This window comes from Curtobacterium sp. 1310 (genome assembly GCF_017834105.1).
GTDB lineage: Bacteria > Actinomycetota > Actinomycetes > Actinomycetales > Microbacteriaceae > Curtobacterium.
Window position 1 is genome coordinate 1 of the sequence record NZ_JAFICY010000008.1, and the last position, 13,897, is coordinate 13,897.

General features: G+C 72.5%; 19 protein-coding genes. 6 read left to right on the top strand and 13 right to left on the bottom strand.

The genetic code is table 11. The annotated features are described in order from the left end of the window. Positions 1-529: 529 nt before the first annotated feature. From rlmN to JOD95_RS15545, 5 genes are all read right to left on the bottom strand, one after another. Complete coding sequence (gene rlmN, locus JOD95_RS15525) at positions 530-1,774, bottom strand: 23S rRNA (adenine(2503)-C(2))-methyltransferase RlmN (RefSeq protein ID WP_066653440.1); 1,245 nt, start codon at positions 1,772-1,774, stop codon at positions 530-532. Between the two features lie 41 nt (positions 1,775-1,815). Beyond that, positions 1,816-2,766, bottom strand: coding sequence for a C40 family peptidase (locus JOD95_RS15530; RefSeq protein ID WP_066653438.1), 951 nt, complete (start codon positions 2,764-2,766; stop codon positions 1,816-1,818). Between the two features lie 182 nt (positions 2,767-2,948). Next, positions 2,949-3,821: an alpha/beta fold hydrolase gene (locus tag JOD95_RS15535; RefSeq protein WP_209685978.1), complete on the bottom strand. Its 873-nt coding sequence runs from the start codon at positions 3,819-3,821 to the stop codon at positions 2,949-2,951. Between the two features lie 110 nt (positions 3,822-3,931). After that, positions 3,932-4,981, bottom strand: a complete 1,050-nt coding sequence (locus JOD95_RS17030) for a helix-turn-helix domain-containing protein (protein ID WP_209685980.1) — start codon at positions 4,979-4,981, stop codon at positions 3,932-3,934. Next, positions 4,978-5,145, bottom strand: a complete 168-nt coding sequence (locus tag JOD95_RS15545; protein ID WP_158407739.1) for a hypothetical protein — start codon at positions 5,143-5,145, stop codon at positions 4,978-4,980. The genes JOD95_RS17030 and JOD95_RS15545 overlap by 4 nt, the downstream gene beginning before the upstream one ends. A 385-nt stretch (positions 5,146-5,530) precedes the next feature. Between JOD95_RS15545 and JOD95_RS15550 the strand changes: the two genes are divergently transcribed. Genes JOD95_RS15550 through JOD95_RS15560 form a run of 3 tightly spaced genes read left to right on the top strand, consistent with a single transcriptional unit; the run spans position 5,531 to position 7,377 of the window. Further along, positions 5,531-6,256, top strand: coding sequence for a class I SAM-dependent methyltransferase (locus tag JOD95_RS15550; RefSeq protein ID WP_209685982.1), 726 nt, complete (start codon positions 5,531-5,533; stop codon positions 6,254-6,256). A gap of 10 nt (positions 6,257-6,266) precedes the next feature. Continuing rightward, positions 6,267-7,088 (top strand): PmoA family protein, encoded by an 822-nt coding sequence (locus JOD95_RS15555; RefSeq protein ID WP_209685984.1) that lies wholly within the window; start codon positions 6,267-6,269, stop codon positions 7,086-7,088. 34 nt (positions 7,089-7,122) lie between these two features. Further along, positions 7,123-7,377: a zinc-ribbon domain-containing protein gene (locus tag JOD95_RS15560; RefSeq protein WP_209685986.1), complete on the top strand. Its 255-nt coding sequence runs from the start codon at positions 7,123-7,125 to the stop codon at positions 7,375-7,377. A gap of 6 nt (positions 7,378-7,383) precedes the next feature. On the opposite strand, the gene JOD95_RS15565 is transcribed toward JOD95_RS15560, so the two are convergent. Further along, positions 7,384-8,811 carry a GAF domain-containing serine/threonine-protein kinase gene (locus JOD95_RS15565; protein ID WP_209685988.1) on the bottom strand — a complete coding sequence of 476 codons (1,428 nt, stop codon included), beginning with the start codon at positions 8,809-8,811 and terminating at the stop codon, positions 7,384-7,386. A 121-nt stretch (positions 8,812-8,932) separates the two neighbouring features. Between JOD95_RS15565 and JOD95_RS15570 the strand changes: the two genes are divergently transcribed. The 3 genes from JOD95_RS15570 to JOD95_RS15580 all read left to right on the top strand — a co-directional run bounded on the left by JOD95_RS15570 (position 8,933) and on the right by JOD95_RS15580 (position 10,422). Further along, positions 8,933-9,451 (top strand): tetratricopeptide repeat protein, encoded by a 519-nt coding sequence (locus JOD95_RS15570; protein WP_307810468.1) that lies wholly within the window; start codon positions 8,933-8,935, stop codon positions 9,449-9,451. Positions 9,452-9,578: 127 nt separating this feature from the next. After that, positions 9,579-10,196 (top strand): hypothetical protein, encoded by a 618-nt coding sequence (locus JOD95_RS15575; protein ID WP_209685990.1) that lies wholly within the window; start codon positions 9,579-9,581, stop codon positions 10,194-10,196. A 19-nt stretch (positions 10,197-10,215) separates the two neighbouring features. Then, a complete protein-coding gene (locus JOD95_RS15580) occupies positions 10,216-10,422 on the top strand; it encodes a hypothetical protein (protein WP_209685992.1) in 207 nt (68 codons plus the stop codon). Between the two features lie 60 nt (positions 10,423-10,482). Here the strand turns inward: JOD95_RS15580 and JOD95_RS15585 are convergent, their stop codons facing one another. The 7 genes from JOD95_RS15585 to JOD95_RS15615 all read right to left on the bottom strand — a co-directional run bounded on the left by JOD95_RS15585 (position 10,483) and on the right by JOD95_RS15615 (position 13,802). Next, positions 10,483-10,671 (bottom strand): hypothetical protein, encoded by a 189-nt coding sequence (locus tag JOD95_RS15585; RefSeq protein ID WP_066653419.1) that lies wholly within the window; start codon positions 10,669-10,671, stop codon positions 10,483-10,485. Between the two features lie 36 nt (positions 10,672-10,707). Then, a complete protein-coding gene (gene aqpZ / locus JOD95_RS15590) occupies positions 10,708-11,502 on the bottom strand; it encodes an aquaporin Z (RefSeq protein WP_081984767.1) in 795 nt (264 codons plus the stop codon). Positions 11,503-11,676: 174 nt separating this feature from the next. Then, positions 11,677-12,240: a hypothetical protein gene (locus JOD95_RS15595; RefSeq protein ID WP_209685994.1), complete on the bottom strand. Its 564-nt coding sequence runs from the start codon at positions 12,238-12,240 to the stop codon at positions 11,677-11,679. Continuing rightward, the gene (locus tag JOD95_RS15600) at positions 12,237-12,812 is read right to left on the bottom strand and encodes a DUF6286 domain-containing protein (protein ID WP_066653411.1); all 576 of its coding nucleotides are present in this window, start codon (positions 12,810-12,812) and stop codon (positions 12,237-12,239) included. The genes JOD95_RS15595 and JOD95_RS15600 overlap by 4 nt, the downstream gene beginning before the upstream one ends. 12 nt (positions 12,813-12,824) lie before the next feature. Next, positions 12,825-13,157, bottom strand: a complete 333-nt coding sequence (locus tag JOD95_RS15605) for a hypothetical protein (protein ID WP_066653408.1) — start codon at positions 13,155-13,157, stop codon at positions 12,825-12,827. Then, a complete protein-coding gene (locus JOD95_RS15610; protein ID WP_066656066.1) occupies positions 13,154-13,345 on the bottom strand; it encodes a DUF2273 domain-containing protein in 192 nt (63 codons plus the stop codon). The genes JOD95_RS15605 and JOD95_RS15610 overlap by 4 nt, the downstream gene beginning before the upstream one ends. Beyond that, on the bottom strand, positions 13,338-13,802 hold the full coding sequence (locus tag JOD95_RS15615) for an Asp23/Gls24 family envelope stress response protein (RefSeq protein WP_066656064.1): 465 nt from the start codon (positions 13,800-13,802) through the stop codon (positions 13,338-13,340). The genes JOD95_RS15610 and JOD95_RS15615 overlap by 8 nt, the downstream gene beginning before the upstream one ends. Positions 13,803-13,897 lie beyond the last annotated feature (95 nt).

Here is a 13,897-nt window from a genome sequence, read left to right on the forward strand (position 1 = left end):
CGACACCCGAAAGCGCCGAACCGAGTTGATTCTGACTGTTGACTGTCTACTGACAATCTTCAATCCAAAAGGAATTGTCTCCGACGACCACAACCGAAGCTGCGATCGCACGGGGTCAAAATAATTGGCATTGACAATGTGCACGCTGTTGAGTTCTCAAGGACCAGACGCACCCCCCACTCAGCACCACCACAGTGGCACCTCATCAGAGGGGCTGGAAGTTCGTTGCCGGGGAAGAACCGCGGCGGACAAGATCCCCAGGTGAACCCGGTGACCGTCTCGGCCGTTCCGTTCTCCGCCTCAGCGGCAACGAGTGATTACTCTACGCACGGCTCGACCACACCACCAACACCACCCACATCCCGGGCGTGTCGTCCCCCGACTTCCCCGAGGACTCGCGGGAGGAGGGGTACCGAGCCGCGGACCGACGGGTGCCGGACGGCGGTGGCACGCGTGCCGACGCGACCCGGGAACGACGGAAGGCACGGTGCGGACCCGCACCGTGCCTCCCGTCCGACCGATCGTCGACTCAGACGTCCGTCTCGTCCGCCGCGGCCAACTGGCCGCACGCGCCGTCGATCTCCTTGCCGCGGGTGTCGCGCAGGGTCGTCGGGACGCCCGCGGCGTTCAGCCGGCGGACGAACTCGTCCTGCACGTGGGGCTCCGACGAGGTCCAGACCGAACCGGGCGTCGGGTTGAGCGGGATCGGGTTGACGTGCACCCAGCCCTTGCCACGCGCGTTGAGCTTCTCGGCGAGCAGGTCGGCGCGCCAAGCGTGGTCGTTCATGTCCTTGATGAGGGCGTACTCGATCGAGACCCGTCGACCGGTCTTCGCGTAGTACTCGTACGCGGCGTCGATCGCCTCGTCGGCCTTCCACCGCGAGTTCACCGGGATGAGCTCGTCGCGGAGCTCGTCGTCCGGCGCGTGCAGCGACAGGGCGAAGGTGAGCGGGATGTCCTCGTCCGCGAGCTTCTTGATCGCCGGCACCAGGCCGACGGTGGAGACGGTGATGCCGCGCGCGCTCATCCCGAGACCGTGCGGCTGCGGGGCGATCATCGTGCGCACCGCCTCGATGACCCGCTTGTAGTTGGCGAGCGGCTCGCCCATCCCCATGAAGACGATGTTCGTGACGCGCTCGGCGTCGACGCGGTCCTGCCCGCCCTTCCGTGGGTCGCCCCCGAGTTCACCGGCGGCGATCGCGGCGTTCGCCCGGACGATCTGCTCGATGATCTCGGCGGTCGACATGTTGCGCGTCAGCCCTGCCTGGCCGGTCGCGCAGAACGGGCAGTTCATGCCGCAGCCCGCCTGCGACGAGACGCAGAGCGTGATGCGACCGGGGTAGCGCATCAGCACCGACTCGACCAGGGCGCCGTCGTGCAGCTTCCAGAGGAACTTGATCGTGTCGCCCTTGTCCGTCGCCAGACGCCGGGTCTCCGTGAGGAGCGGCGGCAGCATCCCGGCCACGAGTTCCTCGCGCTGGGCTGCCGGCAGGTCGGTCATCGTCGCCGGGTCGGACGACCAGTGCGTGAAGTAGTGCGTCGACAGCTGCTTGGCGCGGAAGCCGGGCAGGCCGAGCTCCTTGACCTTCGCGACGCGCTCCTCGATGGTCATGTCGGCGAGGTGCACCGGCGGCTTGCCGCGCTTCGGCGACGCGAACTGCAGGAGGGGTCGCCCCTCGGAGTCCTGCGCCTGGGTCCACCCCTCGGTGCGCGGGCGCACCTGCGGACGCGTGGAGCGCTGCTCCTCGAACGGGGTGCGGGTCTCGGTGGCCATCACTCCAGTTTACGGGAGGTGCGCAACTCCCCGTCGACGCGTCACTCCCCCGCGGGCAGCAGACGCGCGAAGTGGTGGGCGTTCGGGTACAGCGGCACGATGTCGACCGGGTCGCCGGGGTGCGGCGCCTGCAGCACGATGCCGTCGCCGAGGTAGATGCCGACGTGGTCCTCGTTGTCGAACACCACGAGGTCGCCCGGCAGGGCCTCGGACTGCGGGATCGTCGTGGCGACCGCGTCCTGCGACGGCACGTAGTGGACGAGCGGGATGCCGACGGCCGCGTACGCCACCATCGTCAGTCCCGAGCAGTCGATGCCGGAGTGGCTCGCGCCGCCCTCGACGTACGGGTCCCCCATGTACTGCAGCGCCGTCGAGACGATCGTGGCGCGCTTGCCGCCCGCCGACAGCACCTTCGAGATGGCCGCCTCGGCCTGCTGCGTGGTGACGCCGTACTTCGTGACGATCGTCGGGTAGGACACGATCGTCGTGGTGGTCGTCATGCCGTCCGTCTGCACGACGGGGACCTCGACGTCGCGGGCGACGGTGAAGGACTGCGCGTCGTCCGCAGCCGTGACGGTGGACGACGAGCTGCTCGTCGTGGTCGCCGGGGCCGCGTCCGCAGGGACCGCGAGCGTCAGCGTCGACGTCACGGCGAGCGCCGGTGCGAGCAGGATCGCCGCACGCTTGGCGTTCGCGGCGCGGCGGACGTGCCGCGGGTCGGCAGCCCGCTCGGCGCGGAGTGCTGCGGAGCGTGAGAGCACCGCGGCGCCGGCGACGGCGGTCGACGCGACCGGGCGCGGTGCGGCGAGCGCGACCGTGCGCGCGGGCTTCGCGGGCTGCACGAAGGAGGAACGGGCGACCGCGGGGCCGAGGGCGGCGCGACGGCCGCGGGGACGCCGCAGCTCCGCGGGTCCCGACGATCCGGGTGCGGTCGGCTCGGGTGCTGCCGACCGTGCGCCGTCGTGGGCTGCGGGCAGTGCGTGTCGTCCCATGGTTCCTTCCGCGATCGGGCGACGGGTGGTCGACCGGCTCAGGGAGATAACGTATTGGTCACGAAGCTGTGACCGCCAGGGCTGGAGCGTCCGGTTCCTGCGGTTCGTCTCAGCCTGCCGGGTCGGGCGCAGCCCTCCCCGAGCGAGCGGAGCCGGTACGCAGCGGTCAGGCGCGGCAGCGGTCAGGCGCGCTCGAGGTGGCTCCGGACGCGCTCCTGCACGCGGGCCGCGTCGTGGTGGTCCCAGAGCCCGAAGTGGGTGCCGCCGGGCAGTGTGAGGAGCTCGGCTCCGGGCACGGTCGCAGCGGCCCGGGCACTGTGCTCCATCGGGACCTCGGTGTCCGCGTCGCCGTGCACCAGGAGCGTCGGTGCCCGGACGGCCCCGAGCTCGAGGTCGTCCACCGCTCCGAGCACCCGCACGTCGTTGTCCCACCCCGGACGGTTGCGCCCGCCCGCGTTGCCGCTCGAGGACAGGTCGAGCAGGACCCGGCGCCGGGGCCGGTCGTGCAGGACGTCCGCGACGTGTGCGGTGAGTGCCCGCCCGCGCAGGGAGCTGACGCCGGCCTCGGCGGTGCGGACGACGACGGACGGCAGCAGTCGCGCGGCGGACGCGGCGAGCGCCGCACCGACCCGGGTGTACGCGACGACCCACTCGGCGAAGGACGGCTTCGGCGGGACCCACCGCGCGGACAGCCCGGCGACGACGACGAGCGTCCGGATCCGGTCCGGGTGGCGGACCGAGAACCGGTAGGCAGCCGGGCCGCCGCCGGACCACGCCAGCACGGCGACACGGTCGATGCCGAGCCCGTCGAGGAGCGCCGCGTACCGGTCGGCCTCGTCGTCGAGCGAGGGGTGGTCCGGCTCGAGGGTCGTCCCCGCGTAGCCCGGTCGTGCGAGGGTCACGACGCGGAAGCGGTCGGAGGGCAGGAAGCGGGCCATCGCCTCGGCGGAGGAGATCCCGCCGGGGGTGCCGTGCAGGACGAGGACCGGGGCGCCGGTGCCGCGCACGGCGACCGCGATCCCGTCGGTCCCGGTGCTCGGTGACGTCCGCTGCATCCCTGCACGCTACCCAGCGCAGCATGGGGCGGACCGGGGCTGCGCGGTGGACGCGCCGGGTGCCTCCCGACCGACCTGCGGATCCGGACAGGCGAGGGAGACGGGCGGGCTCAGCCCGGCTGGGACCCCCGCGTGCGACCGGGGGTCCCGGCGACCGCGATCATCCGTCGCTGCCCTCGCAGCGTCTCCCCCGGGTGCTCCCCGTAGCGCGCGGAGTACGCGCCGGAGAAACGCCCCATGTGCCGGAAGCCGCAGGAGGACGCCACGGCTCCCACCGAGGTCTCCCGTGCGTCGGCGAGCTGCAGCGCGATCCGGGCCTTGTCGAGCCGGAGGTCCCGGAGGAACGCGGTCGGCGTCGATGCCTCGTGCCGTTGGAAGGTCTCCTGCAGCGTCCGGACGCTGGACTCGGCGCCGGCGGCGATCTCCGCGGTGCTGAGCGGGCGGGCGAAGTGCGCGTACATGTACGCCTTCGCCCGCTCGAGCGTGGCGACGGAGCCGTCGGGGACACCGCCGTCGGGGTCGGGGCGGAACGCCTCGAGGACGGCCTCGGCGAGTCGCAGGTCCAGCACCGCCCGCTCTCCGTCGACCACGTCGACGTCGAGCATCGCACCGGCGAGCTCGCGGAGCGTGCGCTGCAACGGCGCGAGGCGGGCGGACGGCACGGCGGCCGGGAACGCCAGCGGCACGGGGACGGCCGCACCGCCGACGACCGCGACGGCCTCGAGGAAGTCCGCGTCGAAGTGCACCAGGTGCACGGTGCCGGGCGGCGCCGCCACCGAGAAGGGACGACCCGCCGGGCACATCACCGGGACGCCCGGGCGGAGCGTGACGCCGTCCTCGCGGTCCGGGTCGAGCACGACACCGCCCTCGACCGACCACGCGAGCAGGTACTGCCGACCGGGGTCGAGCACACCGCCGTGGTGCGCCGAGACCGACGAGGTCCGCAGGCTCACCCGCCCGTCCCCGGTGGCACGGTACCGGTAGCTGAAGGGGGCGTCCCCGTCGGGACGGCACCACAGGTCGTGGGCGTCGTACACGTCCTCGTGGAGTAGGCGGGCCCCGCCGGGTTCCGTGCCGCTGTGCACGACCTGTCGGACCGAGGTCCGGCGCTGCTCGGTCGACCGGTCCTCCGCGGGCGGGTCGACGGTCGCGGTGATCACGTGCGGTCGCCGCGGCTGGGTCCGCGGACCCGCCCCAGGTCCGCGAGCGACGGCGCCGGGGTGCCCTCGGGCACCGCCCAACCCCGTCGCGCGGCGCGGCGGAGGTGCCGGTAGGTGATGACGCGGACCGGTTCGACCCGCTCGTCCGTCTGGTACGTCGACATGTCGTGCTCCCTGCATCACGACCGCCTGGCGTCCTGCGCCGTCCGGAGTCCGGCCGGCAGGGTCGCGGGGTGGCGTGGTGTCCACCCTGGCGGCCCCCGCATGGCGTGGCCGCCGGACGATCTCGTCGTGCCGGCGACGGTACGCGCCGCCGGACGGCACCGCGGACACCGGACACCCAGGCCGCGCACTCCGGACGGAACGTCGTCGGCCGTCCGTCCGGTGTGCGACGGACGGGAGGCGCGTGGCGGGCGGCCGTGTGCCTCCCGTCCGGCGGCCACTCGCGACAGGCTGCCGTCGCCGGTCCGGGCCTGATCGCGGCGGGCCGCCGTTGCCGGTCCGGCAAGGATCCTTGCGGTGCGCTCCGGTGCGCGGTCGACTGGGTGGATGCGCACGCACGACGATCCCTCCGCCCCCGCCGACGCACACACCCCGGCCCGCCCCGACGGCACTCCGGGTGGGGGCGGCACGGCGCGCGACTGGTGGGAGGCCCGGTACGCCGAACGGGACGGGATCTGGTCGGGCCGGGTGAACGCGGTGCTCGCCGACGTGGTCGCCGGACTGCCGTCGGGTGGCGGCCGGGCACTCGACCTCGGGTGCGGTGAGGGCGGCGACGTCGTCTGGCTCGCGGAGCAGGGCTGGACGGTGACCGGTGTCGACCTGTCGCAGACCGCCGTCGACCGCGCCGACCGTGCGGCGCGGTCGGCCGGGGTGGCCGGACGGACCCGGTTCGTCGCCGCCGACCTGGCGACCTGGAGCCCGGCTCCCGACGAGCGGTTCGACCTGGTCACGGCGTCCTTCCTGCAGTCGTGGCCGGTCGGCATCCCCCGCGACGCGATCCTGCACCGGGCGACCACGGCGGTCGCTCCCGGCGGGCACCTGCTCGTCACCGCCCACGCCGCTCCGCCGCACCGCGACGTGCCCGAAGAGATGCGGTCCTACCGCTTCCCGACGCCCGAGCAGGACCTGGCGGCGCTGCGGCTCGACGACGGGTGGGACGTCCTGGTCGCCGAGGGCCGACCGCGATCGGCGACCGGACCGGACGGCGAGCGACACGAGACGGTGGACAGCGTGGTGCTCGTGCGGCGGCGACCCGCGGAGGTCGGCGCGTAGCGTCGGCGACGTGGGGACGGACAGCACGGAGGGCACGGGCGTGACGCACGGCGTCGTGGTACCGCTCGACGTCGCCGGGGTCCGGGTGGGCGAGCTGCACGACGGCGCGGACGTCCCGCCGGCCTGGGTGCCGCGGCCCTTCCTCCACCCGGTGCGGACGCTCGGCGGCGTGGTGCTCACCGACCGTCACCCCGAGGACCACCCCTGGCACTGCGGCCTCGGCGTCGCGTTCCCGGACCTCGACGGCGTCAACTGCTGGGGTGGACCGACGTACGTGGACGGTCCCGGCTACCGGTGGCAGGACGACCACGGCACCGCGACCGTCGGCCCCTCCGAGACGGACGGCGCCCGGGTGCGGCTCGGCACCGAATGGCGCGACCCGGCCGGCGCGCTGCTGCTCCACGAGGACCGCACGCTCGGCTGGCGTGCGACGCCGGACGGCTGGCAGCTCGAGTGGACGTCCACGCTCCGCGCGCCCGGTGCCCGACCTGTCGCGCTCGGCAGTCCGGCCAGCCACGGTCGCGCCGGTGCCGGCTACGGCGGCTGGTTCCTGCGGTTCGCCGCTTGCACGGACGTCGTGGTCCGCACCCCCGACGGCGCGGGCGAGCACCGCGTGCACGGTTCCGTCGCACCGTGGGTGGCCTGGACCGGTTCCTTCGCCGACGGACGGGCGCACGTGCTCGTCGAGGCGCTGGACCACCGCGATCCGTGGTTCGTCCGTGTCGCGGAGTACCCCGCGGTCGGTTCGGCGCTCGCCTGGCGCTCCCCCGTCGTCGTCCAGCCGGACGAGCCGCTCGTGCGGTCCTTCCGCGTGACGGCCTCCGACGGCTGACGATCCGTCTGCGCCGTCCGCGTAGCCTCGCGGTGTGTTCCTGATCTTCGGCACCCGCGGCTCCGACACCCTGCTCACCGTGGTCCGCTTCGTCTGCGGGGGGTGCGGCGTCCTGGCGGCGCAGCGGGTGGTGCGCCGCACGACGAAGCTCAGCCTGTTCTTCGTCCCGCTCGTCCCGCTGTCGCGCTCGCACCGCAACGAGTGCACCAACTGCGGTGCGGTGACCCGGATCACGGCCGAGCAGGCGGACCGGGCGATGACCTGGTCGGACGGCCGACCCGGCGCCTGACGCGGGTCAGCGCGCGCCGTCGAGCGGCAGTGCGTCGCTCGTCGTGCGCAGGGACTCCTGGCGGAGCTCCAGCTGCGTGGTGGCCAGCGCGGCGAGGTCGCGCAGGTTCGCCAGGTCGCCCTCGGACGCCTCACGCGGACGGACGTCGAGCACGGCGAGGGTCCCCACCGCGGTGCCGTCGTGCCGCAGCAGGGGCACGCTCACGTAGAACCGGATGCCGAGCGGCCCGGTGACGAGCGGACTCTGCCGCATCTCCGGGTGCACGGACCCGTCCGGGATCACCACGGGGACGGGTACCGGCGCGAAGCCGCTGCGGAAGCTGATGCTGCGCGCTGCCTCGTCGACCCCCTCGGCGATCCACGACTGCGACCACTCACGGTCCTCGTCGAGCACGTCGACCAGGGCGATCGGAGCGTCGAAGAGCCGTGCGGCCATCGCCACGGTGCGCTGCAGCGACTCCTCGGGCAGCGAGTCGAGCGTGGCAGGGCGGGCGTCCGCCGGGGCGGCTGGGGTCGACTCGGCGGGGCCTGCGTCGGCGGTCGCGGTCGCAGCGGGGGCGGCATCGGACCGGGCGCCGGTGGCCGCGGGGTCGGCTGCAGCGCTCTCGGTGATGACGACGTCGCGCAGCATCGCGACGAGGCGCGCGCCGAGGGGCCGTTCCGTCGGGTCCTGCGCCGTCATCGCGCGGAGCAGGTGCTTCCAGTGCTCCGGCAGCGGCTCCGGCACGACCGGGTCGCGCGACAGCCGGGCGATGGCGGACTCGACGAGCGACCCCGGGAACTCGCGGCGTCGCGTGAAGCACTGGAGCAGCACGAGACCGAGCGAGTACACGTCGCTCGCGGGACCGACGTCCGCACCCCGGGCCTGCTCCGGGCTGAGGTAGGCAGCCGTGCCCGTCGTGACACCGTCAGCGGTGAGCCGTTCGACCCCCGCGGCCAGGGCGATCCCGAAGTCGGTCAGCCGTGCCCGGGCCCGGTCGGAGCCGGTGCCGTAGTCCACGAGCAGGATGTTGGACGGCTTGATGTCGCGGTGCACGACGCCGTGCGGGTGGATGTACTCGAGCGCCTCGGCCATGTCGTAGCCGATCTCGGCGATGTGCTTCGCGGAGAGCGGTCCGACCTCGAGCCGCGCCTCCAGGTCCTGTCCGACGACGAGCGACATGACGAGGAAGCGTCGCGGACCGCTGCCGACGACGTCGACCACACCCGCGTCGAGCAACCCGACCAGCCCGTGGTGCTCGAGCGCAGCGAGGACGCCGAGCTCTGCCTCCTGCCGTGCCAGGTCGACGGAGCCCGGGTGGAAGAGCTTCACGGCGACGGGACGGTGCAGCACCTCGTCGGTGGCGCGGTACACGACGGACATGCCGCCACGTCCGATCTCCTGCTCGAGTCGGTAGCGCCCGTCGAGGAGCGGCGCGGCGTCGTCGTGTCCCATGGGTTCCTCGTCGTCCTGTCGGTGGGCAACGATGCATCTTCGCATCCCGGTGCCCCGGATGCGCGCAGGGGCACGTCCACCGGATGGTCGCGCGTCGCAGCGGTGCCGCTAGCGTGACCGTGTGAGCGACACCACGACCCCGCAGCCACGACCCTCCGACCCCCACTGGGAAGCACGCGTCGCGGCGCTGTGGGCGGACGACACCGTGGACGACGCTGCCCGGATCGACCGGATGCGCGAGCTCGCAGCGGTCGCACCCCACCCCGCGCTCGGCTCGTTCGAGCTCGGTGGCGCACACGACTCCGGCGGGCAGGAGGCCGCCGCGCACGAGCAGTACGCCGCGGCGACCGAGGCGGGGCTCGGCACCGTCGACCCCGATCGTGCCGCACGGCTGGTCGTGCAGCACGCGTCGACCCTCCGGAACCTCGGCCGGATCGACGATGCGATCGCGATGCTCCGCGACGCCCCACCGCACCCCGCGACCGGAGCGGCCCCTCGCGTCTTCCTCGCGCTCGCGCTGCACAGCGCGGGGCAGGTGGACGAGGCGCTCCGGGTGGCGATCGAGGCCGTCGAGCCGACACTCCCCCGCTACAACCGATCGGTGCGGGCCTACGCGGCCGCGCTCACGGGCGCGGACTGATCCGCCCTCGCCCAGCAAGCTGACTAGTTGCACGCTGGTCAATTGATATTAACACCTGATGTTTGACATCGACCGGCTCAGGATGGACAGTGGTCGGACCGCAGACGGCGGTACGAACGGGGAAGTCATGGCCAGATCGATCATCACCACTTGTGCACGATGGAAGCGCCTCGGCGTCGCGACGCTCATGGTCGCGCTCGTCGCCTCGGTCGCGTCGGTGTCACCGGCCCACGCTGCACCATCCGACCCTTCGGCTGCTTCCCTCGGGGCCGCCTTGTCGAGTGCGATCGGCAGCGACGGCGTCTTCGATGGAGATCGTGCGCGCGCAATCGGCGTGTCCACCGAGGCAGTCGATGCGTTCGCGACCGGACGGTCGCTGGTCGGTCTCGCCAGTCGGCACGCTGCGGTCGACCGCCAGCTCGTTGACGAGGTGGAACGGTCGACCGCCGTCGTGCGCGCCTGCGCCGGGAAGAATCGGTGGGACCACACCGGGATCCAGCTGAACGTCTACCTCAACTCTTGCAACACCACGAGACTGCTCGGCGTGCTCGGAGCTTCTGCGGGAGTCGCGACCGCCATCGGGATCATCACCGCCGCGACCGGTCTCGGAGGAGCTGCGGCAGGCATCATCGCTGCCGGTCTCGCAGTCGCCGGCGGCGTGCTGACCGCATGCTCGTCTCGCGGGCGAGGCACCGTCATCCACAACATCCCGCCGGGATCCGTGGTCTGGTGCAACAACCAATGACCAACGGCAGGAGAAGACCGTGTCCGGAGATCGCCTGAGGACCAGCTTGCTGTGCATCGCTGCACTCCTGTCGGGTGCAGGAACGACGCTGGCGCTCGTCGGCGCGTTCGTGATCCCTGCGGATCAACCGACCGCGACGTGGCTCACCGTCACGGCCCTGCCGTTGGTGCTGCTCGGAGTGGCCGCGCTGCTCGCCGCAGTGTTGCTCGGCCGTCGGCCCAGGTGAAGCAACGGACGGGAGGCGCGGTGCCAGCTGGCACCGCGCCTCCCGTCCGTGGTCACCCCGTCAGTGCGAGGCGGCCTTCTCGATCTTCTTGCGGAGCTTCGCGCGCTGCTTCCGCGCGTGCGGGTCGTTCCAGGCCTTGCGGATGGTCTCGGCCGTGCTCGTCTTCTTCACGACGGGCCGGTTCGACCGGGACCCGATCCAGATGCCGACCAGGGCGATGAGCCCGATGACGATGATGCGGTTGCGCATGCTGTTCTCCTTCTCTCGGTGGGTGACCTCGTGGGGTCAGCCGGTGATGCGGCGGCGACCGCCGACGCGGACGATCAGGCCGGCGACGACCGCACCGAGGACCGGCGCGACGATGAAGACCCAGAGCTGGGCGAGCGGCGTGGCCCCACCGTAGACCGCGGCAGCGACGGAGCGTGCGGGGTTCACGGAGGTGTTGCTCACCGGGATGCTCACCAGGTGGATGAGGGTCAGGGTGAGGCCGATGCCGATCGGGGCGAGGGCCTGGTACTCCTGCTTGGCGGTGATCGAGAGGATCACCGCGAGGAAGACCCCGGTGAGGACCGCCTCGGTCAGGAAGACGGCGCCGAGGCCGTACCCGCCCGGGCTGGCACTGCCGAAGCCGTTCGAGGCGAAGCCCGCGTCGTGCGCGGCCCGGAAGGCGCCGGCCTTCCCGGAGAGCACGATCGCGATGATGCTGGTCGCGGCGAGGCCGCCGAGGACCTGCGACACGATGTAGCCGGCCACGTGCCGCAGGTCCGTGCGCCCGGCGGCGAGGAGGCCGAGGGTGACGGCCGGGTTGAAGTGGCCGCCGGAGATGTGCCCGACGGCGGCGATGCCGGCGACGAGCGTCAGACCGAAGGCCAGTGCGACGCCGAGGAAGCCGACGCCGGACTGGTTGTCGGTGTCGCTCGGGAAGTTCGCGGCGAAGAGTGCCGTACCGACGCCGCCGAGCACGAGCAGGAAGGTGCCGAAGAACTCGGACAGGTAGCGGGCCAGCGGGCTCCACTCGGCAGCGTCCTCGCGACGCTGTTCCGAGGTCGATGCGCTGACGGCTCCGTGGTTGCGTGCCATGTGGGGTCTCCTCCTGGGTCTGCGGACGGGAGGCTCGGGTCGCCTCCCGGGTTCGGCTGCGGCTGTGTGGACGGCCGGTTCCGGGCACGGAACGGCCGGGGGACGTCGGGCGTCCCCCGGCCTGTGGGTGGTGCTGCGTGGTGCTGGTGGTGCTGCGTGGTGCTGGTGGTGCTGTTACTGGACGCGGGTGGTGCGTGCCAGTGCGGTGCGGGTGCCGCCGGTGAGGTGGACCAGGACCGGGATCTGTCGGCCGAGGGTCTGGTCGAGGGTGGTCAGGGCGTGGTCGACGGCGTCGAGGACGGTGACCGCGTCGCCGCCGCGGCGGACGTGGACCCGGATGCGTGCGGCGCGGGTCTTCTTGACCAGGTACGTGTCGACCTTCGCGGCGACGATGTCGTGGACACCGGTGAGTTCGTGGTCGATGACGTCTCGCACGAGGGCGACGTTCACGGTGACCTGGTCCTCGCCGGAGCGTTCCCGGACCGCGACGCTGGTGCCGCCGCCACCGCGAGTGAACACCACGATCACGGCGAGGACGACGACCACCGCGCAGACCGCGGCGATGATCCACAGCGCCTGGTCGGGCACGGTGACCTGCTGCGGCAGCGTCAGGTACGGCTGGAGGGCGTCGCGGACGGGTTGCAGGACCCCGGCGCCGATGGCGACACCGACGATGATGCTGATCAGGCCGATCAGGAGCAGCAGGACCCGGTTGACGCCGCGGTTGGTGGTGGTCATGCCAGGGTTCCCTTCTGTTCCACGGTGACCTGCACCGACGAGCCGTGCTTGCCGCCGAGGCGACCGAGCCGGTCCCCGACGGCGTGCTCGACGGCGCTGGCGTCGACGGGGATGCCGGACAGGGGCACCACGTGCACCTGGGTGCGGTGCCCACGCGCGGACGCGGTCGTGTTGGCTTCCGGGACGCCTGCTGCGTGGGCGGCGGCGTTCGCGGCGGTGGAGGCCAGGATGCGGGTGTCGATCACGACCGCACCACGGTCACGGTCGATCCCGGAGCGGGGCTGCCGGCCGGGCTTGAGGGCCAGCACGACCAGGACGATGCCGAGGATCACCAGGGCGGCGGCGATGACCTCGATGATGGTGGTGAACGCGGCGTCGGGCGTGAGGGCGGTGTCGACCACGGTCTGCGGGTCCGCCAGCAGCGGCTGCTGCCCGATGGCCTTCAGGACCGCTTCGGTGCCGATCCACGCCGCGACCAGTGCGACGACGACCAGGGTGATCGCGACCGCGGTGGACCGGGACCGGTGGATGCTGCGACGACGCAGCCGCTTCTCGAGCTGTTCGGTGCTCATGTGCTCTGTCTCCTACCGGACCCGGCCCTCGTGCGCACGCACGATCCCGGTCAGTTCGATGTGGGTCCGACCCACGTGACGGCCCGCCAACTCGCCCACCCTGCGACCCACCGCGTCAGCGGCGGCAGCGGCCGCGGCGACGATGTCGGCTTGTTCGCGCACGGGACCCGTGACGTCGAGGACGATGGACCCCCGGTCGTCGTCGAGTCCCACGCGCAGACGCTTCGCGGGCACGCCGAGCTGTTCGGCTGCGGCTGCCCGCGCCAGCGCCGTGAGCGCTCGTGCGGTGATCTCGACGCGGCCCGGGACGGCAGTCGCGTCGACTCCTACCGGGCCGGCGCTCACCGGGAGCTCCGGCGTCCGGTCAGCACGTCGGTCAGGGCACCGCGGTCGATCTTCCCGGTCGTGATCGCGGCCACGAGGGCACCGACCAGACCGAACACGATCACCAGGACGAAGCCCCAGAACCCGAACTGCAGTGCCACGACGGCGAGGATGGCGCCGATCAGCGCGCCGACGAGTGTGTTACTCAACGCGGGACTCCTTCTTGTCGTCGTTGTCGTCGTCATCACCCGGGATGAAGACGTCCTGGACGGTCACGTTCACCTCGGCGACCTCCATGCCCACGATCTGCTCCAGCGCACGGGCGACCGACGAACGGACACCGTCAGCGACCTGCTGCAGCGACACCGGGTACTCCGCGACGATCACGACGTCCGCGGCGACCTGCTTCTCGCCGACCTCGACCTTGACGCCCTGACCGTGGTCACGCTGCCCGATCGCGTCACGGATCGCGCCGATCGCACGGGCAGCGCCGCCGCCCAGCGAGTGCACCCCGTTGACCTCACGAGCGGCGATGCCGGCGACCTTCGACACGACGGTGTCGTCGATCGTGGTCTTGCCCGCAGTACCCGAACCGTTCTGGACGGCCGAGCGCGACGCCGCCGAAGCGGTCGCCGGAGTGGTCGAGGTGGTGGTGGTGTCAGCCATTGGTGTCTCCCTTCGAGGACCCGCCGGGACTCGTTCCCAGCGGTTGCTGTTCACGGATGAGACGGGCTGACACCGAGATTCGTCACGTCCCCCGT